A 25,813-nucleotide genomic window follows, 5' to 3' on the forward strand; every position below is an offset into this window, starting at 1 on the left:
AGGAATTTCATGCGTTCAATTACCAACAGTCCGGTTGTCTCCATCGCCTACCACTCGGGCTACGGCCACACCGCCGTGCTCGCCGAGGCCGTCCGTGCCGGCGCTGCCCAGGCCGGTGCTGTCGTGCATCTGATCAGGGTTGACGAGATCACCGAAGAACAGTGGTCGGTCCTGGACTCATCGGACGCGATCATCTTCGGCTCGCCCACCTACATGGGGACAGCGTCCGGCGCATTCCACGTCTTTGGCGAGGCCACCACGAAGCGGTTCCAGTCCGGCGCGTGGCGCGACAAAATCGCCGCCGGGTTCACCAACTCCGGGTCGAAGAGCGGCGACAAGTTGCATACCCTCCAGTTCTTCAGCGTGCTCGCCGCCCAGCTCGGCATGCTTTGGGTCAGCCTCGGCCTGCCTCCGGGCTGGAATACTTCGCAGGCCTCCGAGAACGACCTGAACCGGCTCGGCTTCGCCCTTGGTGCAGGCGCCCAGTCCCCCAGGGCCCCGGCGTTTGCCTCGGATGTCTGGTTGATCATGTGATGCCGTAGAGGGCGAGGACGCGGTGGCGTTCGGTGTGGGCTCGGCGTCCGGCGGCGGTGTTGACGTACCCGGCGAGTTTGAGTGCACTGCGGATCAGGTCGCGGACGGCGGCGAGCACGGCTGGCGTATTGCGGGTCCTGACCTGGGACTTGTCCTCACTGAAGACGACATCACGCACCCAGTGGACGGTGTTCTCCACGGTCCAGTGCCCGCGAGCCCAGGCGGCGATCTCGGCGGCAGATGCCTGCTCAGCGGGCAGATCGGTGATGGCGTAGACGGTCTCGCTGGACCACTTCTTCGCTCCGTAGAGGCGGCGCCTGCGCTGAATGCGCAGGACTTGACGGGCGTTGGGGAAGAGCAGGCCGTCGACGGTGACGACCTGTACGTGGCGCTGCTCGTGGCGGCCGTGGCCGCGGGTGTCGTCACGGTGGATCACGGGGACCTCTTTCCAGGGCAGCCGGTGGAGTTGGCGGGCCTGACCGCGCTGGTTGTTCTTGATCGTGAGGAGGTAGTGGGCGCCGCGTTCGTGCAGGTAGGCGGCGTGGGCGTGCTGGGCGTGGAGAGCATCGGCGGTGATGACCGCGCCGGCGAGTTCCACGTCGTCGATCTGGTCGAGCAGGGGTGCGAACTCGGGGATTTCGTTCGTCTTCGCGCCGATCTCGCGGGAGGCCAGGGTGATGCCGTCGCCGTGGCGGACCGCGGAGAGCACGAAGACCCGGCTGCCGTCAGGGCGCCTGGCACCGCGCAGGCATTTGCCGTCCACCGCGATCGCCCGGCGCCTTTGACGCACCGGATCGGTCTGGGCGGCAGCCTGGTGGGCCCGGCGCTGTTCGCGTTCCGGGCCGCCGTCCGGCATCAGCAGCGCGGGATGCGCGCGCTCGTCGGAGAGCAGGGACGTCAGGTAGGCGAACCCGGCCGCGCTGAGTTCGGCCGGATCAAGGCGCCCCAGCACGCTGCGCAGGGTCTTCTCGCTCGGCACCCGGTAACGGCCCAGGAGCGGGTGGTAGGGCAGGCCGAAGGCGGCCAGTTCCTCGGGGGCCGCACGCCGGCACCACTCCGCTGCCGCAGTGATCGAGTCGTGGCCCGCGGGCGTCATCGCGCAGACCACCAGGGCCAGCAGGGAGGAGAGCCGGTAACGCACACCGCTGGCTCCGCGCGGATCGGTGAGTGACTCGAACTCCGCGACCAGGCTGCCGACTTGATCCCGGGCGGCACCCTCACGCAGATCTTGCAGGCGGGGTGCGGGGCAGACAGGAGCAGGGATGGGGGATGATGGTGGGACGAACACGGCACCTTCGTGGATCTTGAAGCGTAGAGAACTCCATGATCCACAGGGGCCGTGTTCGCCTGCTTCCGGGGCCCGCCGCCGACGTCAACCGACCCAAGGTCGGACGAGCCGGGCAAACGCCGGGGCCCTGCCCAGTCCCCTGCCGATCTGGGGGCCGAGGGAGTGCATAAGGCAGACATCGCAACCGCAGAGCACCTTGGCCGCAGAGTGACGCACATCGCCGCGACGTTCGCTGTCGGCCGGGCGGCTGCCGCGTAAGAAGCCGTGGCCGTACCGATCAAGGGACTTGGTACGTGTGGTCCGGATTCCGCTGTCCGGACCACACATCCGCGACGGTAGTTCGCCAGGCCCCTGCCAAGACCGAGTGCAGCGGGTGCGGCTGGATCTTGCACCGTCGGCCACCAACGAGGCCGTGTCCGGCCGCATGGTGGACAGACCTGGAGGCACCTTGGGTGGCACACCCCGCTCCCACCCCGCACCGAAGTCGAGACCGCGGTGACGAGCCATCTCTGAGCGCTCACCCGGGCAGGACCAAGCGCTCGGCCGGCCGCCACCGTCTAGTTGGAAAGCGTGTTTGAGTGCCCCGGCCAGCCTGAGGAGAGCAGCCGCGTCGCGTGCAGCGGTGGGCTGCTCCTCCAGGTATTCGACATAGCTGGAAGCCATGCCGGCCCGGTCGGCCGCTTCTTCGCGGGACAAGCCGAGTTCCTGACGCCACAGTGCGATCCGGCGACCGAGGTCGCCCGTGGGGTGCCCCTTCACCGTGTTCGACGCGGGCTGTGCGGCCATGACCGTCACTTCCTTTCAGGGATTGCGCAGCCAGTCTTCGGCAATGCCGAGTCGTGACCGCTCATCGGGTGGCGTGCGGGAATCGTCGAAGCGGTAGTCGAGTTGGTCGATCACCGCGACCACACCGTCGATCTGCCTGGTCATGGAGACGGCTATTTCGGTCTCGTTCTTGCGCTCCAAACGGCCGGCGAGGGTGACCACGCCTTCCACCACGAAGACGTCGATGCTCCTGGGCGCCAGCCACAGCGCTCGCACCAGCACCTCCTCGATCACCTCGGCGCGGATCTCCGCGTCGGACCGAAGGAACACCTGGAGAAGGTCCCGACGGGTGACGATACCGACGAGACGGTTCTCCTCGTCCAGCACCGGCAGCCGTTCCACGTGCCGATCGGCCATGATCCGCGCGGCCTGGGCAATGGTCTGGTCGGCATGCACGGTGACAGGCGGCGAGGACATCAACCGACCGGCGGTGAAAGCCCTGGACTTAGCAGCCTCTCTCCAGGCCCTGGGCATCAACTCGGCAAACGCGAAGTGCCGCTTCTCCTCCTCCGTCTCGAGTGCTTCCGCCTGCCGAGCCATCAGATCCGTCTCGGAGATGACACCGATGACCTTCTCATCCTCGTCGACGACCGGCAGCCCGCTGATCCGGCGGTCCGCGAGCTGCCGCGCGACTTCCTTGAACGGAGTGGCGTACTCGGCTCGGACGACATCCGCGGTCATCACGGAACCGACCTTGTTGTGCCTCATGTCCGTTCTCCCCTCAGCGAAGACGGCGCAGATACGGGTCCCGGGGCCTGCGTGGCAACAGGCGTACGCGCACGTCGAGTACGGTGACTCCGCCTGGCGCCGCAAGGACGGGATTGAAGTCGGCCTCCGCAAGCTGCGGCAGGTCGCTCGCCATGCGGGACACCCTCAGCAGCAGTTGTTCCAGCTCTTCCAGATCGACGGGTTCGACGCCGTGCGCTCCGAACAGGAGCGGAGCGCAGCGTGGCGCCATGATCAAGTCGTGGACGACGTGGTCGGTGAGCGGGGCGAGGCGGGCGGCGTGATCGGCCAGCACGTCGGTCGCGGTGCCGCCGATCCCGAACAGCACGAGCGGTCCGAAGACCTCATCCTGGATGACACCAGCGAACAGTTCGGTGCCGCGCGCGGCGAGTGGTTGGACGATCACGCCCGTCATCCGGCCCTTGAACCGTGTCTCGAAGTCCTGGAAGGCGGCGCGCACTTGAGCGTCGTCCTGAAGATCGAGGTGGACGGCGTGCTGCTCGCTCTTGTGCAGCAGGCCCGGCCAGTGGGCCTTGATGACGACCCGCCCGTCGGGGCCGCGCAGCCGGTCGGCGGCGAGGACGGCGTCGTTTTCCGATTCAGCCCAGGCCCAGGGGAGTTGGCGTATGCCGTAACAGGTCAGGAGGTCGGCGCAGGTGCGCGGTTCGAGCCAGCCGCCGTCCGGGTGTCCGGTGAGGTAGGTGTCGGCGATCTCGTGGGCGAGTCGGGTGTCGACTCCCTCGAGGTCGGGGACAGTGCCCACGGGCCGGGCTAGCCAGGAAGCGCGGCGGGCGGCATGGGCCAGCGCCCGTGCCGCCGCCTGAGGTTCGCCGTACGAGGGAATGGATCCGCCGCCGCCGGCGGGCAGTAGCTTCACGGGCAGGTCTTGTTCAAGGCGTACCGCGACGATCGGTCGTGCCCGGTGTGCGGGACCGTCGGTGAGAGCCCGGACCAGGTCGTCGCCGGTGGCGGCGGCGACCGCGGTGGGTACGAGGGCCACCAGGACGGCGTCGATGACGGGGCTGCGCAGGAGCCAGTCCAGGCAGTCCCGGAGTTGGTCTTCGGAGGCGGCGGCGGTGGTGTCGACCGGGTTTCCCGCGGCGGCACCACGAGGTAGCACGGCGAGCAGGTCTTCCATCACTTCGGGAGCAAGCGGCGGCAGGACGAGTCCCGCCTCCGCGCAGGCGTCAGCCGCGAGGACCCCGACACCACCCGCGTTGGTGACGACCGCGACGCAGGTACCCCCAGGGAGTGGCTGTGAGTACATCAGGGCGGCTGTTTCCACGAGTTCGCGGACCGATCGGGTGGCGGTGATGCCGGCCTGCGTGAAGAGAGCGTGCCGGGTCATGGTGCGGGTGGCGGCTGCCGCGGTGTGCGAGGCGGCGGCACGGCGCCCCGCTTCGGTGCGGCCGGCGTCCACGGTCAGGACGGGCATGCGACGGGTCACGCGCCGCGCGGTACGGGAGAACGCCCGCGGGTTGCCGAAGGACTCCAGGTGAAGCAGGGCGAGGTCGGTGCGGCCGTCACTCTCCCACCACTGGAGCATGTCGTTGCTGCTGACGTCGTACTTGTCGCCGAGCGACGCGAAGGACGACACACCGATGCCCAGTCGGGACAGTCCGTCCAGCAGTGCGATCCCCACCCCACCGGACTGCACGGCCACGCCTGCAGTCCCAGGTCGTGGGTGGTCGGCGGCGAAGGTCGCGTCCAGGCGAAACTCCGGGTCGGTGTTGGCGATACCCAGGCAGTTGGGCCCGACAAGCCGCATGCCGTACGTGCGGCAGGCGCCCAGCAGGGCCTCGGCCTGGGTGTGCTCGAGGCCTGCGGTGACGACCAGGAGCGCCCGCACTCCCGCTTTGCCGCAGTCCTCGGCAGTGGCTGGGACGGCGGCGGCAGGCACGGCGACGACCACGAGGTCCGGGGTCACGGGCAGGGCACTGACCGAAGGGTGGGAGGGCACGCCGAGGATCGAGGAGGCGTGGGGATTCACGGCGAAGAGCCTGCGGGTGAAGCCGCCGGAGCGCAGGTGGTGCAGGATGGCCCGCCCCACCGAGTCCGGCGTGCGACCCGCGCCCACGACAGCGACCGCCTCCGGCTGCAGCAGCGGCTCCAGACTCGCCACGTCGGCGGCCCGGCCTCGCTCTTCCACAGCCGAAAGGTATGTGTCGTCCTCATCGAGCCTGACGGTGCAATGCACCTCGGGACCCTCGAAGTGGCGTGCCGTGCGCAGCCCGAGGTCGGCGAAGAGCCGGAGCACTTCGCGGTTCTCGCTCAGCGCGTCGGCTGTGAACGTGGTGATGCCGTCGGCGCGGGCCGCCGAGACCAGGTGCTCGACGAGCAGCGTGCCGACGCCCCGGTGGTGCAGCCTGTCGGCGACCGCGATGGAAATCTCGGCCTCGTCTTTGTCCTCTCCGGTGTAGTACTCGGCGAGACCGATCACGTGGCCCTGTGCCTCGGCGAGCAGGGCCCGGTGTCCGGGACGATTCATGGCGCACGCGCGGTCGGCCGCCCGGGCGGCGGACCGCGGACTCGCCACGAAGAACCGCATCCGGAGGTTCTCTGGGGACATCTCCGTGTAGAACTCCCGCAACGGCTCGTGATCACCCGATGCTACCGGCCGGATGCACACGGTGGTGCCGTCCGCGAGCAGGGCGTGCACCGGGCGCTGGGCGAGTATGCGGTCCGTCATTACGGACCTCCTCCCGAGCCTGTCGACGCTTCGAGCATCCAGCGGACGAGGAGGTGGTCACATGGGCTGTCCGGAGGCAGCGCAGGGGCCGATCGGCCCTAAAATCGGGCCCGCGTGCTCTGCGCCCTCAAGAGCACGGCTGGGAGACGGTGAACCGTTGGTTTGGGCTTGCCTTGCCGGGCTGAAGGCAGCCCGTGTCTCACTGTGAGGTTGACACAGACGGCGGCGCCATAAGCTGCGCAAGTACCCCAAACGGGGCACTCGGTGTTTCTTCAATGGGCGCCGTGTTCCGGCGGCACCTCCGCGAACAACACGCCGTGACCAGCGAAAAGACCGCCCCGGTGGCATACCCGTCGCACATGAGCCCTCACGGCCGGAGTGCATACGATCAATCCAATACGGCAACCGCCCGACACGGCGATCCCGCACTCGAAGAGGCCCACGAGGGAAATGACAGGCAAAGTCATGGCCGTCGCCAGTCCGTCCGCAGACCATTCGTCGCAGGGAAACGAGGGGTCGTTATGGCCGAGGCACGCTCCTTCACCGAGCAGAACCCGATCCGGGTCTTCCTGCTGGACGACCATGAGGTGGTACGACGCGGCCTCGCCAATCTGATGGACGCCGAACCCGACATCGCGGTGGTCGGCGACGCGGATACCGTCGAGCGCGCGCTCGTCCGCGGCCCGGCGGTCCGGCCGGACGTCGCGGTCCTGGACGTACGTCTCCCGGATGGCGACGGCATCACCGTCTGCCGTGAGCTGCGCGATCGCATGCCGGAGCTGGCCTGTCTGATGCTGACGTCGTTCGACGACGAGGACGCGCTGCTCGACGCGATCATGGCGGGTGCCTCGGGCTATGTGCTCAAGCAGATCAAGGGTTCCGACCTGATCTCGGCGGTCCGCACCGTCGCCTCCGGACAGTCCATGCTCGACCCCGCGACCAGCGCGCGCCTGATGCACTCCCTGCGCAACGACCCCGCCCAGCAGCCGGCTCTGGCACCCGAGCTGGCAAGTCTGTCCCAGCGCGAGCGGGACATCCTGGCACTGATCGAAGACGGACTGACCAACCGGGAGATCGGCAAGAAGCTCTACCTGTCGGAGAAGACCGTCAAGAACCACATCTCGCGGGTGCTCGCCAAGCTGGGCGTACAGCGCCGCGTCCAGGCCGCGGTCGTCGCCTCCCACCTGGAAACAACTGAGCTGGGGCCCTCCCTGCACCTTGAGAGGGGTACGGGGAGCTGAGCTGCCTTCACCCGGAAGTCCGGAACAGGGTCCCCTCAGGCACAGCCCGGAAAGAGGTTCGCGCCCATGGCTACCGTCGAGGTGGGGCAGACGCGACTGCACGCCGCCCATTCCTGCCGCGTCGTCGCCGAGCGGGCGTAGCGTCGGCCTGCCGCCTCGGAAGTGTTGCGATCCGTCGCGGCCGCCAGGTAGCAGGGGGCTAGGAGCGTGTCTCAGTAACGGCAACCCGCCTGCGGTTCGTGGTTATTCATGCGGGATGATCATGGTATGCATGGTGGCGATGGGCTGTTCGAGGTCGAGCCAGTCGAGCCGAAGAGGACGCTGGGTCGTCCGGCGGCGGTGGACAAGACGTTCCGGGCGTTCGATCCGCACCAGGTCCTGCTGCTGCCGCCGTCGCTGGACGACTGGCTGCCCGAGGACCACCTCGCCCGGTTCGTCGCCGACCTGGTCGACGAGGTCCTCGACCTCGGGCCGGTCCTGGCGGATTACACCGAAAAGCGCGGCTACCCGCCCTACGATCCGCGGCTGATGGTGCGGCTGCTGATCTACGGCTACACCACCGGTATCCGCTCCTCGCGGGCCATCGAGCGCCGGTGCGCCGACGATGTCGCGTTCCGCTTCCTGGCCGCCGGCCAGGCCCCGGACTTCCGCTCGATCGCTCGGTTCCGCCGCCGGCACCTGGACGCCCTGGCCAACCTGTTCACCCAGTCGCTGCACCTCGCCCAGAAGATCGGCATGGTCACGATGGGCCGCGTCGCCCTGGACGGCACCAAGCTCGAAGCGAACGCCTCCAAGCACAAGGCGTGAGCTACGGCCGACTGATCGACAAGGAAGAGCGGACAGAGGCCGAGATCGCCCAGCTGGAAGCGAAGGCTCAGGCCCTGTTGGCCGACGCGGAGGCCGCCGACGAAGCCGAGGACCAGACCTTCGGCGTGGACGGCAAGGAGGTGGACCTGCCTGCCGAGCTGGACCGGCGTGAGAAGCGCCTGGCCAGGCTGCAGGCCGCCCGCGCGCAGATCGAGGCCGAGGCCGCCGACAAGGCCCGCGCGCATGCCGAGGACAAGGAACGCCACCGTCAGGACCGCACCGGTACCAGCGACGAGCAGGCCGTGACCGACGCGGGTGACACGGCTGCCGCGAAGGCCCGCCCGAAGCCGAAGGCCCAGGCCAACTTCACCGACCCCGACTCACGGATCATGAAGAACAGCGACGGCGCCTACATCCAGGCCTACAACGCCCAGGCCGTCGTGGATGAAAAGCACCAGGTCATCACCGCCGCTGACGTGACGACTAACCCCTCGGACGCGCTGAACTACACCAGCATGCTCGACCAGTCCGCCCAGAACACCGGCGTCCACCCACGGCAGGCACTGGTCGACGCCGGATACTGCTCGGAAGCAAACCTCGAAGCCGCGAAAGACCGCCAACTGGACTGCGGCACCGACACCTTCATGGCCACCGGCCGACTCAGCCACGACGAACAGGTCCCGCCCGCGCCCCGCGGACGCATCCCCGCCGGCGCCACCCTGAAGGAGCGGATGGCCCGCAAGCTGCGGACCAAGCCCGGACAGGCCGCCTACGCCCGCCGCAAGGCCATCGTCGAACCCGTCTTCGGCCAGATCATGACCTGCCAGAACGGCCGCCAACTCCTCCTGCGCGGCGAGGACGGCGCCCGCGCCGAGTGGCGACTGCTGGCCGCCTGCCACAACCTCCGCAAGATCTTCCGATACGCCGGGGCCACCGGACTCGCCGCCCTGGCCGCCTGAGCCAGGCCTCCCCGGCCACCTCACAGGCCCTACCAGCCGGACACCTGACAGGCAGGCCCCAACCACAGCCTCACAGATGCCGACGGAGCGGCCGTCGACCGATCACGGCCAGCGGGCCGCTTGCTCGCTACTGACCCACGCTCCTAGGCGGACGGGACAGTGGCGCGTCGACTACCTCAGGTGAGGCTTAGCGGGGTGCTACGGAGCTGGTGAGGCCGCGGGCCACGGTTCTGCTGGACGCCGACGGACTGATCAGCGAGTGGAATGAGGACGCAGTCCGCTTGCCTGGCTACCCAGCCGAGGAGGTCGTCGGCCGGCCGCTGTCATCGCTGCTGGCCAGGCCCAGTGGCACCGCTCCCCCATCGGCCCCGGCCGGGCCACCAATGCGGGGAGGCTTCCGGTCGCCACGCGCGAGCGCTCCGCTCTACCGGTGGATGTCGAGCGTGGATGAGCCCGCACCTGGATCCGGCATCGCGGTTGAGCTGGGTGGTCTTTCTGACTTCGGCGTGTGGTAGGGATCCGAGCGTGTTCGACCGGGCGGCACTCGACGCGCTTCTGACAGTCGCCGATGGGTTTGCACCTTCTCGATACCGATCTGCGGCTGGTCCATTTCAACACCGCCTCGTCCGGAATGCGCGGCGTGCGCGCCGATGACATCACCGGGCGGCACGCACGCGAAGTCGCGCCCAGCGTGGTGACCGATGTCGTCGAGCACCTGCTGCGTCACGTGCTGGATACCGGCGAACCGGTCATCGACTACGTCCAGACCGGCTGGCCTCCCGCAGACCCCCGCCAGCAGCGGGTGTATTCCATGGCCCTGGCCGACTGCGGCCCGTCCTTGCCCACCCTCGCACATCGGTGCACGAAACGTGCGACGCCGTCATCTACGCTGAGCTGTCCGGTCGGCCGCCCGAAGAAGTGGTGCTTCTCGTCGCCCAGACCAACGCCTTGGGGGATGACCAGGTAGCGTCCCGGACTTTCCCCAGCGATCCCGCCATCGTTGCCACCACCCTGACTCTGGTCGATCGACAGCTGGCTAACTGGGGCTTGACCGATCCGGCGTTCACCACCGAAGTGGTGGTCAGCGAACTGGTCACCAACGCCATCCGCTACGCCGGCGCCACCATCCTGCTGAGTCTGATCCGCGACCGCGCTTTAGCCTTGATCCACCGACGTGGCCTGGAATGGATCTTCTGACCGGTTTTTGAGCGGGTTTCGGGTCGGTGTCTGTGTCTGGGCAGGTGGTATCCGCTGGTCTGCTCAGCTTTTCCACGGTTCGGTTCCGGTCGGGCCCTGGCGGGCGGGGTGGGCAGGGACTGTCAGCCGGGTTCGGGCGGGGCGTGGACGGTGTCGAAGAGGTGTGTCCAGGCGTGCTGCCAGCGCCAGTTGTGCGGGAGGTGCAGGGTGATGCGCCGGGCGGAGCGGGCGAGGCGGGCCGGGACGTGGATCAGGTGGGCGCGGAGGGTGGCGGTGGTGGCCTTGGCGTGGAAGGCGGAGGTCAGTGCGCCGGTGGCCCGCAGGAGGTTGTAGGCCATGGCCCACAGGGTCAACCAGGCGGCGTTGGCGTGGAAGTGCGCGGACGGCAGGTGGGCCATGGCAGAGGCTTTGCTGTCGGCGATGACCTGCTCGATGACGGCGTGGTGGCGGTGTTCCCGCTCCGCCTGGAGCGTCGGAGCGGGGTTGTCGGTGAAGAACGGGTGGTAGCGCCAGGCGGGGAAGAGCTCGCCCTGCTCGGCGATGGTGGCGGGTTTGGCCAGGTCGCGGACCCGGCGCACGATCAGCCGGGCGGTGACCCGCTCCGCCTTCTTGCGGCTGGCGAACGCGGTGTAGGCGGGTATCTCGGCGACTTCGGCGTCCGAGATGAGTTCCCCCGTCTCGGGGTCGGGCACCGCGGTCGGGTAGGTGATCTGCCGCCATGCCTGGTCGGGGATGGCGAGGATGGCCCGCTTGATGGAGGGGTTCATGCCGGCGGTGATCGAGAAGTGGGCGCCGGCCCGGCGGCAGGCGCCGATCACCCCGGCGTTGTAGAACTGGGAGTCCGCCCGCAGGACGCGCAGGCCGGTGCATCCGGCCTCCGCGGCGGTAGCCAGGGCCTCACTGACGAACTTCGGGGCGCCGCGGGAGTCGGCTGCCTTGCCACGGCGCATCCGCACCCCGGCGATCACCGGCCGGGACCGTGGAGTGCAGATCGTGGCCAGCAGTGGGTGCAGGGTGTGGATGCCCTTGAACCGGCCGTACTCGGCGCCCTGCTTGGTGCGGCCGTATACGCGTTTGTGGGTGGAGTCGACATCGATGAACGCCATCTGGTCGGCCCCGGGCAGCAGTGGGGTATGCGCGGCCAGCGCACCCAGGAACCTCCTGTGCACGGCGTGGAGTTGGAGTGCATGGCCGTGGGTGAACGCGCGCAGGAAAGTGCCGAGCGTGGAGGGGGCACGAATGCCGCCGAACATGGTCGGCATCGCACCGTGCCGCAGGACGTCGAGGTCGTCGATGCTGTCCGCACCCGCGACCATGCCGGCCACAATGCTGGTGACCTTCGCGTCCGCCGCCGCACCCGCGCCGTTCGTCACCCCGGTCAACTTGACCTTCTCCGTCACCAGTCGCGGCAGACCACACCGCTCGGCCAGCCGCATCACCGGGACCAGCCCGGCATACGCGATCAGATTCGGATCATCGAACGCAGCGGAGACCGCCGCTGGCGTATGGGAAACTTGCATCTCGGAAGTGCCTTGCTGATTGTGCGTGCTGGAAGCGTGAAGAACTCCCATCATCGCAGGTCACAAGGCACTTCTTCATATTCCCAAGCGTCATCCACAGGCATCGGTCGGTGGATCGAGGTTTAGAGGCCGCGCGGATAGGTGCGGTTGGGGGACCCCGACAGCGAACGGGCACAGGTCCCAGTGATCATGGAGTTGCGACGCTCTGTGATCACTGAGGAGACCTGTGCCCGCGCTGCCATCATGGCTCACCGAACCGCTCTGGGACCAATTCATGGCCCTGCTGCCCAGGCGGACGGAGTTCCACCCAGACCATCCACTCGGCTGCCACCGCCGACGCATCAGCGATCGGATCGTCTTCGACAAACTGCTGCAACTGCTGCGCTTCGGCTGTTCTTACCAGGCGATCGCCGACACGACCTGCTCGGCCACCACGATCCGCAGCCGTCGCGACGAGTGGATACGACTCGGCGTGTTCGCCCGCCTCAAGCAGATCGCGCTGGACTCCTATGACCGGATCGTCGGCCTCGTTCTCGATCAGATCGCCGTGGACGGCTCCATCACCAAGGCGCCCGGAGGCGGCGAGGTCGCCGGTCGTTCCCCGGTCGATCGCGGCAAACAGGGCCTGAAACGCTCGGGTATGACGGATGGGTACGGGATTCCCCTGGGTCGTGTCCTGGCTGGCGCCAACCGCCACGACTCCCCGTTACTCGCCCCCACCCTGGAACGTCTGGACGACCTGGGGCCGTTACCCGACGACATCACCGTGCACCTGGACGCCGGATACGACTCGGACAAGACCCGCACGCTACTTAACGAACGCGGCCTGCACGGACGCATAGCACACAAAGGCGAGAAGGCACCCATCCAGGCCAGTCAACGCTGGCATGTCGAACGCACCCACGCATGGCAGAACGCCTTCTGTCGGCTCGCCCGCTGCTACGAGCGGCGCACGACCGTCATCGACGCATTCTTCGACCTCACCGACACTGTCATCACCGTGCGTAGTCTGATCCGACGAGCATGGACGACTCACCGCTGGGGCGAACGCCCCAGCCGCCGACCATGACTGCACCCCTATCCGCGCGGCCTCTTAATCTGCGAGGTCACCGACTCCAGCAGCGCTGCCTCGCACTTGCGCCACCCGCGCACCACCGACGAAGGCGACCGCGGTCTCCTGCTCGTCGCTCAGCTCACCCACTGCTGGGGAACCCGCCACGCCCCCGCGGCAAGACGACCGGACAGACGCTTTCCGGCGCACCGGCCGCATCCGTCCGCCCGGCCAAGAGCGTGATCAAGGAGTGATCGCCACAGTGGGCCCCGCCTGTTCAACAGGCCGGCTCGGAAGCCCGGGTGTCAGGCCATCCGGTAGATCATTGCGATGGGATCCGAGGAGCTTTTGACCGCTGGGCCCCGGTGGCTCCGGCTGTATGTGGTCCGTGCGCCGGGGGACGGCGGAGGGGTCTGGGTCGCCGCAGTCGGGTGATGGTGCTGAACTGTGCGGCGCGGCGCCGCAGGTGGCGGTGACCGATGGCAGGTCGTGGTGGCACTGGTGCGCGCGCGGTCCCGTAGAAGATCCGTTTGCCGATCTCCACGAGGAGGAGGTACACGGCGACCATGGCGGCGACCGCGCCGAAGAAGCCAACCGGCAGGGGCTGGAATCCGAGGACACGGGCCAGTGGGGTCGTCGGCAGGGCGGCGCCCAGAGCAACGACGGCGAGCGCGGTCAGGGTCAGCGGGAGGCTTGGGTGGCTGCGCCAGAAGGGGATGCGGCAGGTGCGGATGGCGAAGATCACCAGTGTCTGCGTGGCAAGGGACTCCACGAACCAGCCGGTGTGGAATTGGGTCGGGTTGGCATGAAACACCCGTAGCATCACTGCGAAGGTCACGAAGTCGAACAACGAGCTGACGGGCCCGAAGCACACCATGAAGCGCCGGATGAAGGCGATGTCCCAGTGGGCCGGGCGGCGCACCTGCTCCTCGTCGACCTCGTCGGTGGGAATGGCGAGCTGGCTGCTGTCGTACAGAAGGTTGTTGAGCAGGATCTGATACGGCAGCATCGGCAGGAAGCTGAGGAACAGCGAGGCGCCGGCCGCGCTGAACATATTGCCGAAGTTGCTCGATGTACCCATCAGCACGTACTTGATGGTGTTGGCGAAGATCCGTCGTCCCTCGGCCACCCCATCCGCCAGGACCCCGAGATCCTTCTCCAGCAGAATCACATCGGCGGCATCCTTGGCCACATCGGTGGCCAAATCCACCGAGATCCCGACGTCGGCGGAGTGAAGTGCGGGGGCGTCGTTGACACCGTCGCCGAGGAAGGCGACGTCGCCACCGGTCCGCCGCTGGGTGCGTACGATGCGGGCCTTTTGCTCGGGCCCGACCCGGGCGAAGATCGTGGTGTGCCCGATCGCGGCGGTGAGCTGGTCGTCGTCCATGGTGTCCAGGTCGGTTCCGGTCAGGACGTCGACCTCGCCCATCCCCAGGTCGTGGCAGACCTTGGCGGCCACCGCCGGGTTGTCCCCCGTGACGATTTTCATGGTGATGCCCAGTGCGTCCAGCCGCCCCAGCGCCTCGGCCAGGCCGGGTTTGGGCGGATCGAGGAAGACGAGCAGGCCGGCCAACTGAAGGTCACACTCGTCGGCGGACGTGAGGGCAGTGTCCGCATGTGCGGGCCGGGTCGCCACTGCCACAACTCGATTGGCGGCGGCGAACTCGGCGTCCAGTGCCTGACGGGCAGTTTCGGGTACCTGTGCGCAACGCTCCAGCACCACCTCGGGGGCACCCTTGGTGATCAGCATCGTCACGCCGGCGGGATTGTCGACTGTGACGGAGACCATCCGCCGCTCATGGTCGAAGGGCAGCACCTCGAGCCGCCTCCAGCCGCTGAGGGCTGAGCGCTGGGAGGCGGAGACCGGGGAGTCCCACAGAGCGGCGTCCAGCAGGTTGCCGCCCACCGGCCGGCCTTGATCAGTCACTTGCGTCTCGGTGCACAGCAGGCCGAGACGCAGCACCTCCTCCGGTGAGATGCTCGCGACCGGTACGGCCCGCATGAAGTCGATGCGGCCTTGTGTCAGCGTTCCGGTCTTGTCGGTGAACAGCACATCGACGTCGCCGAGATCCTCGATGCACACCAGACGCTTGACCAGTACCTTGCGGCGACTCATCCGACGCGACCCCGCGGCCAGGCTCGTGGAGACCACTGCGGGAAGCAACTGCGGAGTGATCCCTACCGCGATGGCCAGCGAGAACAGAAGGGCGTCGATTAGCGGCTTGTGGAGGGCCACATTGATGACGAAGATCGACGTGGTCAATGCCCCGGCGACATACACCAACAGCATCGAGAAACGACGCAGCCCAACCTGGAACTCGGTCTCCAGCTGATGGCCGCTCAGCCCAGTGGCGATCTTCCCGAACTCGGTTCCCGAGCCGGTCGCGACAACGACCCCACGGCCCCTTCCGGAGTGCACGACCGTGCCCATCAGCGCGCATGCAGACAGCTCTGCCAGCGGCGTACCAGCGGGGACGGGGACCGTGTCCTTGGCAACTGGCAGCGATTCACCGGTCAACACCGACTCGCCGCACTCCAGTCCAGTGACCTGAAGCAGCCGCAGATCCGCCGGCACGATGTCGCCCAGCCGCAACTCCACCACATCTCCCGGGATCAGGCCGGTCACCTCTACTTCTTGCGGCTGGCCATCGCGCAGCACGACCGCCTGATGGTGGATTTTCGCGTGAAGCGCCTGGGCGGTCCTTTCCGCCCGGTACTCGTTGACGAAGCCTAGGCCGACGGAGAGCAGCACGATCACCCCGATGATCAAAGCGTCGCTACGCTCGCCGACGAAGTAGGAGACGATGGCCGTGGCCAGCAACAGGCCCAGCAGAGGAGACCGCAGCTGATGCCACAGAACGAGCCATGCCCGTGCTCAGTGCGAGTGGACCGCATTGGGGCCCCAGTCCTTCAGCCGCCGCTCCGCCTCGTCCGCTGTCAGACCATCTCCGGTCACCCCCAGGTCGCGCAGCACCTCAGCGGTCGGCCGGGCAGCCGCCGCAGCAGCATGGCCCGCGGCCACTATGGGCCGCACCGGGAGGGTGGTGGCCATCACCGGCCATCCCCAGGGCGACTGCCCGCTCTCATAGCGGGAGGGGCACATGCCACGTAAGACCTCGACGACACAGCACGCACCCCAGGATCGAATACTGCAAGTAGAACGGGTCCCTACGGCGACCGCTGGCCGCGGGCGAGCTGACAGCGGTCTCGCCGCTCCACCTGCGATCCGGTCCGTCCACGCCCCGAAGGGGGCGTCCGGACTCAGTTCCGCGCCTGCTTCGCGGCGCTCCCCTCGTGACGCCCAGGCCGAAATCCGGGCGCTCCCAAGCCCTCACCAGCCGGGCCATCGGACACATTTGCGTCCGACTTGAGTGTGGGCCCATGGGTCAGACGGCTGTGAGGTGGTTGTTCACCTCGACGACGTCGTCGAGGTCTTCGACCTCCGCCAGCAGCCTGGACATCGAGGCTTGCGACATCCGTCCCATGAGCTTCACGACGCCGTCGTGGACCTGCACCTCGACGGCGTCGCGGTCTGTTGGGGAGCAGAAGGCGTGGATCTTCGCCTCGACCTCATGACGAATTCCGGTGTCGTCCCGGATCAGGGCCAGCAGCAGCGCGTTTCGCCGCACCATGCCGACCAGGTGTCCGTCGTGGTCAGTGACCGGAATGCGCTTCAGACGTGACAGCGCCGCGAGCCAGGCGGCCTCGGCGACGGTCGCACCGGGAAGCACCGTGATCGCGGGGCTCGTCATCAGGTCTGCTGCCGTCTCCCCCCGCGCCTTGCCGTGCAGCTGCCACTCCCGCAGCCTCCCGATCCCGAGGGGGCCGGATCGGCGGTCAGAGGCTTCGAATGCCACCTTCGCCAGCAGGTCGGACTCCGACACCATGCCGACGACCCGGTCGTCGGCGTCGACCACAGGGATCGCACCCACGTGCTCGCGCTCCAGCAGGCGTGCGATCTCTCGGTAGGAAAGGTCGTCCCGCATCGATGAGGCGGGCACGTCCATCACGTCCCGTACCAGCGGTGCCTCAGGCTCGGTGTGCGGCTGCGGCGGCTTCTCCTCAAGGGTGCCGCCGGTCTCACGCTCCGCCTTGGGAACCGGACCCGGCTTCGAGTAGACGGATGGCGTACTGCCGGTCGCGGGGGGCATGGTGGCGGGTTCCCCTGCGTGTCTGGCCGACACGGCGGCGACTGCGCCCAGGTACCGTACAAGCAGGTCCTGCCGCCCCTCCTCGCCGGGACGCCACTGGCGCGACGGCACGGCATGACGGGCCTCGGTGCCCGTTGAGTGGTTCTCGCGCTTGTTCATGGCGGCCTCCGGACTCCGTCGGGTTGCCTACCGTCCCAGTCTCGCGTGCCGCCATCCCGGGCCAAGAGCCGAACGGCCCTGATAGAGCGGCGATACGGCCCATCCGATGCGAGTCTGCACAGGAGCGGTGAGACTGACAGTGGGGGCAGACCGGCAGGAGGACACTCGTGGTGGGCCTGCGGGATTTCCTCGCGCGGTTTCGTCCGACCGGTGCGCCGGGAGCAGCCGTCACCGGAGTTCCCGCCGACCGGGCGGCGGAGCGCGCCGCGGAACTGGAGCCGTCACTCGCGCTGCTGTCAGACGTTCAGGAGGAGGCGGCCCGGATCCGTGCGGCGGCGGACCAGGAGGCCGCGGCGATTCGAAAGAGTGCCGCACGGCAGGCGGCAGACATCGTGGCGGCGGCGCGGGCTCAGGCTCCACATGTCCGTCGGGACGCCGCGATGCCTGCGCGCGGTGCTGCCCTGCGTGAGGTGGAGGGCCGGGTCGCGGCCGGGGAACGCACCGCCTCGCTGGTGCACGAGCGGGCCAGGGAGCGCATGCCGGCCCTGGTGGACCGCATGGTGGCGGACGCCCTCCGCACAGAGGGACCGTGGGGAGCGCCGTGAGTGCCGGCTGGGTCGCGGGGGTGGTCCGGTCTCGTGCTCTGGCCAGCCGTTTCCCTGGCCGGGGAGGCGCCCGGGAGATGGCGAGCGCCGGGTCCCTGGAGGTCGCGCTGCATCACCTGGCCGAGACGCCGTACGGGAAGTACGCACGGACGGCGGTCGGACTGCCCGAGGCGCAGCGGGCGGTTTCCGCCACGCTGCTCTGGCATCTACGGGTGCTGGCAGGCTGGCTGCCCCCGGGCGGTGCCCGACTCCTGCGCCCGCTCGCCGCGGGTTTCGAAGTGGCCAATGTCGCGTCCCGGCTCTCGTCGCAGGAAGGCCCTGGCACGGCCCCTGGGGCCTCGCAATGGCAGCCGTACCGGCTCGGTGCGCTGGAAACCGCCTGGCGGGCTCTGGAACACGCCGCGACGCCCGCCGAGTTGCGTACCGTGCTCGCGGCCTCGCCATGGGGCGACCCGGGCGGGGATACGCCGTGGGCCCTGGTCACGGGCATGCGTATAGCGGCTGCCCGGCTTACGGCCGCAGCGGTGCCATCGGCCCGGCGCTGGGCACGGGCGCGGGCCGCCCTGCTGACAGCGCGCGAGCTGTTCGTACACCAACGCCGCCTGTCAGAGCCCATGCGCCGGAACGCGGCGGAGCTCCTGGGGTCGCGGGCGGTCGACGCCCCGTCGTTCCCGGACTTCCGCGACCGCCTGCCCTCCGCCGCCCGCTGGGTCCTGGAGGACGTCGGTAAGCCGGGAGAGCTGTGGCGGGCCGAGGCCAGCTGGTGGCGTGTGATCGGGCAGGACGGTTTCGGCATGCTGCGGGAAGGGCGGTACGGGCCCGAGGGGGTCGTGGGGGCGGTCGCGGTTCTGTCCGTGGACGCCTGGCGGGTGCGCGCGGCCTTGGAGTCCGCGGCACGGGGCGGACGGCCGTTGGAGGAGTTCGATGCCCTGGTCTGAGGCGGTGACGCCGGTCCGGATGCAGCGCGTGGCGGTGGTCGTACCGCACGCGGCGCTCCGGGAGACGCTGGTACGGATCGCCGAGGCGGGCTGTGTCGAGCTGGACCGGGTGGAAGGGGCCGTCCCAGGGCCGGCGGCACGCCGGCTGCAGCGGTTGGAAGGCCGTCCCGAGCCGGCTCCGCCTGCGACCGCAGGTCTGCGGTCGGCCGCCGGTCAAGCTCCCGTCCTGGCCGATTCCGAGCCCGATCTGGAGGTCCTGGAACAGCAGCGAAGCCTGGGGCTGCTGGCGGGCGAGGCGCAGTTGGAGGCGCGCACCCAGGGGGCCGTGGTGCGTGGAGAGGTGGCCGCGCTCGCCGGGTGGTGCCCTGCGAGGGAGGTACCACGGCTCGCGCGGCGGCTCGCTGCCGCCGGCGGGGCGCTGGTTCCGCTGCGTACCCCACCCGGGGCCGATCCCCCGACACTGCTGCGATCGACGCCGACCGCGTCGTTCACGCCTCTGGTGGCGACGTACGGCACGCTGCCCTACGCGGACGTCGACCCGTCGTGGCCCGCCGGCATCAGCTACGTCGTGATGTTCGGGATCATGTTCGGCGACGTGGGTCATGGGGCGCTGCTGCTGCTCGGTGCGCTGGCGTTGCGGTTGGGGCGGCCTCGCGGACTCGCTCGGTTCAGCCGTTTGTGGCCCTTTCTCGCCGGAGCCGGGCTGGCGGCCATGCTCGCGGGTGCCGCCTACGGCGAGTTCTTCGGGCCGACGGGTGTGCTGCCGGTGCTGTGGCTGAGCCCGATGAAGAGCCCTGCGCGCCTGCTGGCCGCCGCGGTCGTCTTCGGGGCGGGGCTGTTGGCCGTCGCCCATGGGGCCGGTGCGGTCAACCGGTGGCGCGAGGGCGGGCCGGGCAAGGCGCTGTATGCGGCGTCTGGCTGCGCGGGCCTTCTGTTCTTCCTGGGGCTCGGGCTGTCGGCCATGGGGCTGGCCCTGCACTACCAGACTGTGGCCGTCCTCGGGGCGGCGCTCGCCCTGGCCGGGCTGGGGCTGGTGGCGGTGGGGCTGTACCGGGCCACGGCGGGAGGCTTCGCAGGGCTGGCCGAGACCGGGGTACGGCTGTTCGATGTCGTGGTGCGCGCGGGCACCAACACCGTGTCGTTCGCGCGGCTCGCGGCGTTCGGCCTCACCCATGCCGCGCTCGCGGATCTGGTGTGGCGGGGCACTATCGGCCTCGCTGGGCGGGGAGCCGCAGGCGTCACCGGGGCTGTGGTGGTGTTCGTCGTGGGAACCGCCGCCTCCCTCGCGCTGGAGGCGCTGGTGGCTGGCGTTCAAGCACTGCGGCTGGAGTTTTACGAGATCTTTTCGCGGCTCTTCGAGACGGAGGGCCGTCCGTTCCGCCCCTGGCACGTTCCCTCGGCGGCAGCGGCCGATGCTGAAAGGGAGGTTACCGGGTGCTCACCTGGCTGATGGTCCTGCCCGTACTGGCCGCGGTGCTCGGTGTCATACGACTACTGCCCCGGCGTCGGGCGAGACACACGCTCCGCTGGCTCCTGGCAACGAACGTCGCGCTACTGGTCGGTGCGTGCGTGCTCCTCGCCACGGCTCTCTCGGGGCCTGCGCAGGGTGCTCCCGCCCGAGCCGCCGCGCCTGCCGCCGTCAACGGATCCGCGTTGATCGGGGCCGCCATCGCGGTGGCTGGCGCGTCGATCGGAGCGGCCATCGCGGTCGCCTACACCGGGGCGGCGGCGCTGGCCGCGCTCAGCGAGCGCCCCGAGATGTTCGGCCGGGCCATGGTGATCGTGGGTCTGGCCGAAGGCATCGCCGTCTACGGACTGGTGGTCGCGATCCTGCTGATCGGGAAGGCATGACCGGGAAAGGCATGAACTGGAAGGGCAGGGCGATGGGCACGGTGGCCGCCATCGGCGCGCGGAACAGGGTGAGTGGGCTGGCCCTCGCCGGAGTCGACGTCATGGTCGCGGAGCACCCGGACGCCGTCCGCCAGGCCTGGCGGACGCTGCCTGGGACGGTCTCCTTGGTGATCGTCACGCCAGAGGCGGCCGAGGCCCTGGCGACCGAGACGGCGGAGCCTGATCCCTCCCGGCCTCTGACGGCGGTGATGCCGGCATGACCGCTCCCGCTGCCGGTCCCGTCGACCCGTTGGCCCCCGTGCGCGCCGAACTGCTCCGCGCGGCGCGAGCGGACGCCGACGCCGTACTAGCCAGTGCGCGGGCGGATGCGGACGAAACGGTGCGCACGGCGCGCGTGGAGGCGGAGTCACTGCTGGAACGGGCTCGGGAGCAGGGTCTCGCGGACGGCACCGCCGCTGCGGCCCGGGAACGAGTGCGGGCGCGGCAGGACGCCTGGGCACGGGAACTCGCCGCGCGCGCCGAGGTCTATGCGGACCTCCGCGACCGGGTGCGCGCGAGCGTTCGCGAGGCGCTGACACAGACAGAGGTACTCCGGGTCCGGCTGGAGGCGTGCGCCCGGACACTGCTCGGAACCGGTGCGCGGGTCACGACCACCGCCGACGGCGGAGTGATGGCCGAGACCCCCGGACGCCGGGTCGACCTCTCGGCGAACGCCCTCGCGGACCGCGCGCTGGAACGCCTCGGCGCGGAGGCGGAGAACCTGTGGGCGCCATGACGTCCTCGTTCGCCGCGGTGAGCCATCGGCGCGGCGAAGGCGGAACGCCGCATGTTCTACGCGTGGCCGGTCCCCTCGTCGAGATCGCCTGCACCACCGGCGTCGCCATGCACGACATGGTCCTGTTGGGCGAGGACCGGCTGCCGGGCGAGGCGGTCGCGATCCACGGTGATGTCGTCACCGTCCAGGCATATGAGTACACCGGCGGCCTCGCGCCTGGGCATCCGGCCGCCCCGCAGGGCGGGCCGCTCTCGGTGCGGCTGGGGCCTGGCTTGCTCGGCGGAGTCTTCGACGGCTTGCTCAGGCCCCTCACCCGTGGCGGAGACTTCCTCCTGGCGGGCGAGTGGAACACCGAACCGGAAAGTCGCAGCTGGCCGTTCACCCCGCGCGTGGCCGAGGGGGAGCGCGTTTCGGCAGGGGATGTTCTCGGCGACATCGCGGCGTCGGTCCCCCTGCACGTCCTCGTACCCCCCGGGTGCTCCGGCGTCGTGGCGCGGATCGCAGAGGCGGGAGACCACGCCGGGGACTCCCTGGCGGCCGTGGTGGACGGACACGAGGTGCGCATGGCGCAGATCTGGCCGGTGCGCAGACCACGGCCGGTGCGGGAGCGGCTGTCGTCTGCAGTGCCGCTGCACACCGGCCAGCGGGCCGTCGACCTGCTGTTCCCGGTGGCCCGTGGCAGCACGGTCGCTGTCCCGGGCGGGTTCGGCACCGGCAAGACCATGCTGCTGCAGCAGATCGCCAAGTGGTGCGACGTCGACGTGATCGTCTACGTCGGCTGTGGGGAGCGTGGCAACGAGATGGCCGACGTCATCGAGGAATTGTCCGCGCTGACCGACCCCCGTACCGGGGGCCGGCTGGCAGACCGCACGGTCACCATCGCGAACACCTCCAACATGCCGATGATGGCCCGCGAGGCGAGCGTGCATACGGGTGCGACGGTCGCCGAGTACTTCCGGGATATGGGGCTCGACGTCGTCGTGATCGCCGACTCGACCTCACGCTGGGCGGAGGCTCTGCGCGAGTTCGCTTCCCGGATGGGTGAACTGCCCGCCGAGGAGGGCTATCCCGCGGGGCTCGCCTCGGAGCTGGCCGCCTTCTACGAGCGGGCGGCTCCGGTGCGCACCCTCGGCGGCGCCACCGGGTCGGTCACCGTCATCGGTGCCGTGTCGCCCCCGGGCGGTGATCGCACCGAGCCGGTCACGGCCCACACCGAACGGTTCGTGCGGTGCCTGTGGAATCTCGACCGCGACCTGGCCTACGCGCGCCACTACCCGGCGGTCTCGTGGGCGGACTCGTTCTCCCGTGACGCCGCCGCGTTGGCCGCCGCGCACGCCCGCGCCGGCGATCCTCAGTGGGCTGAGCGACGCGCACGGGTGGCCGGCCTGCTCGCCGAGGCAGACCGACTTGCCGATCTCGTGGAACTGGTCGGGGTCACGGCCCTTCCACCGCGGGAACGCGTCAGCGTGCTCGCCGGACGGCTGGTGCGCGAGGGGGTCGTTCAACAAAACGCACTGTCGCCCTCGGACGCGTACTGCACGCCCGAGAAGACAGCGGCCCTCGTCGAGGCCGTCCTGATGGTGATCGACCGCTGCGTGGAACTGGCAGACACCGGCGCCCCAGTGGAGTCCGTCGAAGCGGTCGACTTCACGCCGCTGCTGCGAGCGCGTGAGGACGCGGGGCCGAGCGAGACCGCTCCCGTCGCGACGGCCCGCGACACCGTGCTGGCACGGCTCGCGGAGATCGCATGAGAGTGCACAGCGAAGTCGAGTACACCGGTGTGCGGGAGTTGCGCGGCCCGCTCGTGGTCGTCGAGGGCGTGACCGGCGTCGGCTGGGACGAGTTCGCCACGATCGTCCTCGACTCCGGAGAGTGCCGGCACGGGCTCGTACTGGAGGTGGACCGGGACCTCGCGGTGCTGCAGGTCCTCGAGGACACGGCAGGTATGGACCGGACCGGCACGCGCATCGGGTTCTCGGGCGCGCCGCTGCGCATCCCGGTCGGCGCCGGATGGCTGGGCCGGGTGTGCAATGGACGTGGCGAACCGGCGGACGGCGGGCCTCCGGTGGTGGGTTCCGTGGACGCCGCGGTCGGCGGTGCGCCGATCAACCCGGTGCGCCGGGAGCCGCCCACCGAGCCGGTACTGACCGGGATCGGCGCCATCGACGTCCTCACCACCCTAGTGCGTGGGCAGAAGCTCCCCGTGTTCTCGGCCGCCGGTCTGCCGCATCTCGAAATGGCTGTTCAGATCGCCGCCCAGGCGACGTGTGCCGGCGAGGCGTTCGCCGTCGTCTTCGCCGGCATGGGGCTCACGCACGCCGACGCGGCATTCGTCCGCGAGGGGCTGGCGGAGCGCTCCGCCGCCAAGGAGTTGGTACTGCTGCTCAACACCGCGAACGACCCGGTGATCGAGCGGCTCCTCACGCCACGGCTCGCGCTCACGGTCGCGGAGCACCTCGCGTTCGGGGAGGGCCGCCATGTCCTGGTGGTGATGACGGACATGACCGCCTACTCCGAGGCGCTGCGCGAGGTGTCCGCCGCTCGGGGCGAGATTCCGGCCCGACGAGCCTATCCCGGCTACCTGTACAGCGACCTCGCATCCCTCTACGAGCGGTGCGGCAGGATCCGGGGCCGTCCAGGATCGGTGACCGTCGTGCCGGTACTGACGATGCCCGCCGGGGACATCACCCATCCGGTGCCCGACCTCACCGGCTACATCACGGAGGGCCAGATCGTGCTGTCCGGTGACGCCCACGCCCACGGCGTGTATCCACCGGTCGACCCGCTCGCCTCGCTGTCGCGCCTGATGCGCAAAGGAGCAGGTGCGGGACGCACCCGCGACGACCATCCGTACGTCGCCGCGCAGTTGATCGCCGCACTGGCCCGCGCCCGGCAGGTGCGGGAACTGGCCGACCTCATCGGACGCCCGGCGCTCAGCCCGACCGACCGCCGGTACCTGGACCTGGAAGACGCGTTCTTGCGCGGTTTTCTCGCCCAGAACGCAGACGAAAGGCGGGCGCTCGAAGACTCCCTGGACCGCGCCTGGCACGTGCTGCTGAGCCTGCCCCGCAGCCAGCTCGGCATGATCCCGGCAGCCATGCTCGACGCCTACGCCGCCGGCGGCAACGGCGTGGGCAGGGACGGGACGACGTCATGAGCGCGCATCGACGGCCGGTACCGCCCGGGCGCGCAGGCCGATTGCGGCTACGGCACAGTCTGGGTACCGCTCTGCGCGGAGCGGACCTGCTGGAACGCAAACTACGACTCCTGCTCGACCGCGAGCGGGAGTTGAGGCGGACGGCGGAGGAAGCCGGCCGTGTCTGGGGGGACAGGCTCGCCGAGGCGGAGACCTGGTGCGTGCGCGGGCTGCTACTCGGTGGCGAGCAGGCACTCTTCGAGGCGTCCCCTGCCGACCGCGCCGAAGTCGACGTCGAGTGGACCGCCTTGATGGGAGTGAGCCACCCCTCCTCCGCGTCCTGGACGGCCCCCGTACGCTCTCCCGCGGAACGGACACCCGGGAACACCGCATTCACTCACGCGGAGACGGCGTACCGCGCGGCCGTCCGCGCCGCCGCCGAGTACTCCGCTGCCCGCACCGCGGCCGAACTCATCGCCGCGGAGGCCGAACGGACGCGCCGACGGGTTCGCGCCCTGCGCCGGCACTGGATTCCCCGTCTGACACGCGAGCTGGCCGCCGTGGAACTGGGTCTGGAGGAGGCGGAGCACGAGGAGACGGTACGACGGCGTTGGGGTGCGTCGTCCCGCAATCGGGACGGCGGCTGAGCAAGGCGCTTCGCGATCCGGCACGCTTTTTTGACCGATCGCGGCGACGCGGTACCTTCGCCTCTTGCGCGGTGTCGTCCCAGTCGTAGTCGAGCCGGTTGACCACATCCACCACGCCGTCGACCCCCTCGCACAACTGCACGGCCACGGGGAGAAGGCTCTTGCGCTCCACCCTGCCGCTCAGCGTGACCCTGCCGTCGGTGACCTCGACTGTAAGCAACGAAGGAGGCAGGCCCAGCGTCCGTACGACGACGTCCTCCAGGATCTCCTCCTGGATCGCGCGATCCCGGCGGAGGAAGAGCAGCACCAGGTCGCTGCGACTGATCACGCCGATCAGGCGGCCGTCACCGTCCACCACAGGGAGGCGTTTGACCTTCCGGCTCTCCATCGTCCGTGCGGCACGGACCACGTTCCACTCCGGCTCCGTGACCACGGCGGGACTGGTCATCACTTCCCCCGCGGTGCTCCCCACGCCGCCGGAAGTCTGCTTCCGCAGCAGGTCCGCTTCGGACACCACACCGATGGGCCGGCCCTCGTCATCGACCACGGGCACGGCAGTGATGTCGTACTCGTCGAGGACGCGTGCGATCTCCTTGAAGGTCGTGTCCGCTTGCACGCTCACGGCGGTGGGGGTCATCAGATCACCCACGCTGCGGTGCACCATCGCTCGGCGTCCCCTTTCCGTGTGCCCCAGAGCGGCTCCTCGGTCAGATG

Annotated in this window: 22 protein-coding genes and 3 pseudogenes; 17 read left to right on the plus strand and 8 right to left on the minus strand. The window is 69.5% G+C overall.

The genetic code is table 11. The features are described from left to right. Nucleotides 1-9: 9 nt before the first annotated feature. A complete protein-coding gene (locus ACQEXA_RS00130; RefSeq protein ID WP_433134392.1) occupies nt 10-534 on the plus strand; it encodes a flavodoxin family protein in 525 nt (174 codons plus the stop codon). On the opposite strand, the gene ACQEXA_RS00135 is transcribed toward ACQEXA_RS00130, so the two are convergent. Then, entirely contained in the window at nt 527-1,822 is a 1,296-nt protein-coding gene (locus tag ACQEXA_RS00135; protein WP_433128038.1) for an ISAs1 family transposase, read from the minus strand. The genes ACQEXA_RS00130 and ACQEXA_RS00135 overlap by 8 nt on opposite strands. 129 nt (nt 1,823-1,951) lie before the next feature. Between ACQEXA_RS00135 and ACQEXA_RS00140 the strand changes: the two are divergent. Beyond that, nucleotides 1,952-2,080: pseudogene (locus ACQEXA_RS00140) on the plus strand (NADPH-dependent FMN reductase); the annotation flags it as partial. Nucleotides 2,081-2,623: 543 nt separating this feature from the next. Here the strand turns inward: ACQEXA_RS00140 and ACQEXA_RS00145 are convergent. Beyond that, nucleotides 2,624-3,355 carry a CBS domain-containing protein gene (locus ACQEXA_RS00145; protein ID WP_432938627.1) on the minus strand — a complete coding sequence of 244 codons (732 nt, stop codon included), beginning with the start codon at nt 3,353-3,355 and terminating at the stop codon, nt 2,624-2,626. A gap of 13 nt (nt 3,356-3,368) precedes the next feature. Continuing rightward, nucleotides 3,369-6,062 carry a GNAT family N-acetyltransferase gene (locus ACQEXA_RS00150; RefSeq protein ID WP_432938625.1) on the minus strand — a complete coding sequence of 898 codons (2,694 nt, stop codon included), beginning with the start codon at nt 6,060-6,062 and terminating at the stop codon, nt 3,369-3,371. A 521-nt stretch (nt 6,063-6,583) separates the two neighbouring features. Between ACQEXA_RS00150 and ACQEXA_RS00155 the strand changes: the two genes are divergently transcribed. The 5 genes and pseudogenes from ACQEXA_RS00155 (at nt 6,584) to ACQEXA_RS00175 (ending at nt 10,266) form a co-directional block, all read left to right on the plus strand. After that, on the plus strand, nt 6,584-7,303 hold the full coding sequence (locus ACQEXA_RS00155) for a response regulator (RefSeq protein WP_432938623.1): 720 nt from the start codon (nt 6,584-6,586) through the stop codon (nt 7,301-7,303). Nucleotides 7,304-7,642: 339 nt separating this feature from the next. After that, nucleotides 7,643-9,069: pseudogene (locus ACQEXA_RS00160) on the plus strand (IS1182 family transposase). Between the two features lie 209 nt (nt 9,070-9,278). Beyond that, nucleotides 9,279-9,584 carry a PAS domain-containing protein gene (locus ACQEXA_RS00165; protein ID WP_432938620.1) on the plus strand — a complete coding sequence of 102 codons (306 nt, stop codon included), beginning with the start codon at nt 9,279-9,281 and terminating at the stop codon, nt 9,582-9,584. 53 nt (nt 9,585-9,637) lie between these two features. Next, the gene (locus ACQEXA_RS00170) at nt 9,638-10,036 is read left to right on the plus strand and encodes a PAS domain-containing protein (protein WP_432938617.1); all 399 of its coding nucleotides are present in this window, start codon (nt 9,638-9,640) and stop codon (nt 10,034-10,036) included. Next, the gene (locus ACQEXA_RS00175) at nt 9,928-10,266 is read left to right on the plus strand and encodes an ATP-binding protein (protein ID WP_433134824.1); all 339 of its coding nucleotides are present in this window, start codon (nt 9,928-9,930) and stop codon (nt 10,264-10,266) included. The genes ACQEXA_RS00170 and ACQEXA_RS00175 overlap by 109 nt, the downstream gene beginning before the upstream one ends. A 122-nt stretch (nt 10,267-10,388) precedes the next feature. Here ACQEXA_RS00175 and ACQEXA_RS00180 read toward each other — a convergent pair whose 3' ends face one another. Further along, nucleotides 10,389-11,786 (minus strand): IS1380 family transposase, encoded by a 1,398-nt coding sequence (locus ACQEXA_RS00180; protein ID WP_433128040.1) that lies wholly within the window; start codon nt 11,784-11,786, stop codon nt 10,389-10,391. 226 nt (nt 11,787-12,012) lie between these two features. Between ACQEXA_RS00180 and ACQEXA_RS00185 the strand changes: the two genes are divergently transcribed. After that, a complete protein-coding gene (locus tag ACQEXA_RS00185) occupies nt 12,013-12,855 on the plus strand; it encodes an IS5 family transposase (RefSeq protein WP_432935809.1) in 843 nt (280 codons plus the stop codon). Nucleotides 12,856-13,159: 304 nt separating this feature from the next. On the opposite strand, the gene mgtA is transcribed toward ACQEXA_RS00185, so the two are convergent. The 3 genes from mgtA to ACQEXA_RS00200 form a co-directional block, all read right to left on the minus strand. Next, nucleotides 13,160-15,694: a magnesium-translocating P-type ATPase gene (gene mgtA / locus ACQEXA_RS00190; RefSeq protein WP_433134394.1), complete on the minus strand. Its 2,535-nt coding sequence runs from the start codon at nt 15,692-15,694 to the stop codon at nt 13,160-13,162. Between the two features lie 18 nt (nt 15,695-15,712). Next, a complete protein-coding gene (locus tag ACQEXA_RS00195) occupies nt 15,713-15,889 on the minus strand; it encodes a cation-transporting P-type ATPase (protein WP_432938615.1) in 177 nt (58 codons plus the stop codon). Between the two features lie 334 nt (nt 15,890-16,223). Further along, nucleotides 16,224-17,147, minus strand: a complete 924-nt coding sequence (locus ACQEXA_RS00200) for a CBS domain-containing protein (protein WP_432938612.1) — start codon at nt 17,145-17,147, stop codon at nt 16,224-16,226. A 167-nt stretch (nt 17,148-17,314) separates the two neighbouring features. On the opposite strand from ACQEXA_RS00200, the gene ACQEXA_RS00205 reads away from it, so the two are divergent. From ACQEXA_RS00205 to ACQEXA_RS00245, 9 genes are all read left to right on the plus strand, one after another. Then, the gene (locus ACQEXA_RS00205; RefSeq protein WP_433128042.1) at nt 17,315-17,752 is read left to right on the plus strand and encodes a hypothetical protein; all 438 of its coding nucleotides are present in this window, start codon (nt 17,315-17,317) and stop codon (nt 17,750-17,752) included. Between the two features lie 77 nt (nt 17,753-17,829). Further along, nucleotides 17,830-18,690: a hypothetical protein gene (locus tag ACQEXA_RS00210; RefSeq protein ID WP_432938608.1), complete on the plus strand. Its 861-nt coding sequence runs from the start codon at nt 17,830-17,832 to the stop codon at nt 18,688-18,690. Then, nucleotides 18,677-20,140, plus strand: coding sequence for a V-type ATPase 116kDa subunit family protein (locus ACQEXA_RS00215; protein WP_432938605.1), 1,464 nt, complete (start codon nt 18,677-18,679; stop codon nt 20,138-20,140). Before ACQEXA_RS00210 ends, ACQEXA_RS00215 begins: the two co-directional genes overlap by 14 nt. Next, the gene (locus ACQEXA_RS00220; protein ID WP_432938603.1) at nt 20,125-20,541 is read left to right on the plus strand and encodes an ATP synthase subunit C; all 417 of its coding nucleotides are present in this window, start codon (nt 20,125-20,127) and stop codon (nt 20,539-20,541) included. The genes ACQEXA_RS00215 and ACQEXA_RS00220 overlap by 16 nt, the downstream gene beginning before the upstream one ends. Further along, nucleotides 20,538-20,801, plus strand: coding sequence for a V-type ATP synthase subunit F (locus ACQEXA_RS00225; protein WP_432938601.1), 264 nt, complete (start codon nt 20,538-20,540; stop codon nt 20,799-20,801). Before ACQEXA_RS00220 ends, ACQEXA_RS00225 begins: the two co-directional genes overlap by 4 nt. Continuing rightward, complete coding sequence (locus ACQEXA_RS00230) at nt 20,798-21,316, plus strand: hypothetical protein (RefSeq protein WP_432938598.1); 519 nt, start codon at nt 20,798-20,800, stop codon at nt 21,314-21,316. Before ACQEXA_RS00225 ends, ACQEXA_RS00230 begins: the two co-directional genes overlap by 4 nt. 62 nt (nt 21,317-21,378) lie before the next feature. Next, the gene (locus tag ACQEXA_RS00235; RefSeq protein WP_432938595.1) at nt 21,379-23,067 is read left to right on the plus strand and encodes a V-type ATP synthase subunit A; all 1,689 of its coding nucleotides are present in this window, start codon (nt 21,379-21,381) and stop codon (nt 23,065-23,067) included. Continuing rightward, nucleotides 23,064-24,473, plus strand: coding sequence for a V-type ATP synthase subunit B (locus ACQEXA_RS00240; protein ID WP_433128044.1), 1,410 nt, complete (start codon nt 23,064-23,066; stop codon nt 24,471-24,473). The genes ACQEXA_RS00235 and ACQEXA_RS00240 overlap by 4 nt, the downstream gene beginning before the upstream one ends. Continuing rightward, nucleotides 24,470-25,099 carry a V-type ATP synthase subunit D gene (locus ACQEXA_RS00245; protein WP_433128046.1) on the plus strand — a complete coding sequence of 210 codons (630 nt, stop codon included), beginning with the start codon at nt 24,470-24,472 and terminating at the stop codon, nt 25,097-25,099. Before ACQEXA_RS00240 ends, ACQEXA_RS00245 begins: the two co-directional genes overlap by 4 nt. A gap of 58 nt (nt 25,100-25,157) precedes the next feature. On the opposite strand, the pseudogene ACQEXA_RS00250 reads toward ACQEXA_RS00245, so the two are convergent. Next, nucleotides 25,158-25,763, minus strand: a pseudogene (locus ACQEXA_RS00250) (CBS domain-containing protein); the annotation flags it as partial. Nucleotides 25,764-25,813: the final 50 nt, after the last annotated feature.

It is taken from the genome of Streptomyces sp. CA-106110 (genome assembly GCF_050936285.1).
Lineage (GTDB): Bacteria > Actinomycetota > Actinomycetes > Streptomycetales > Streptomycetaceae > Streptomyces.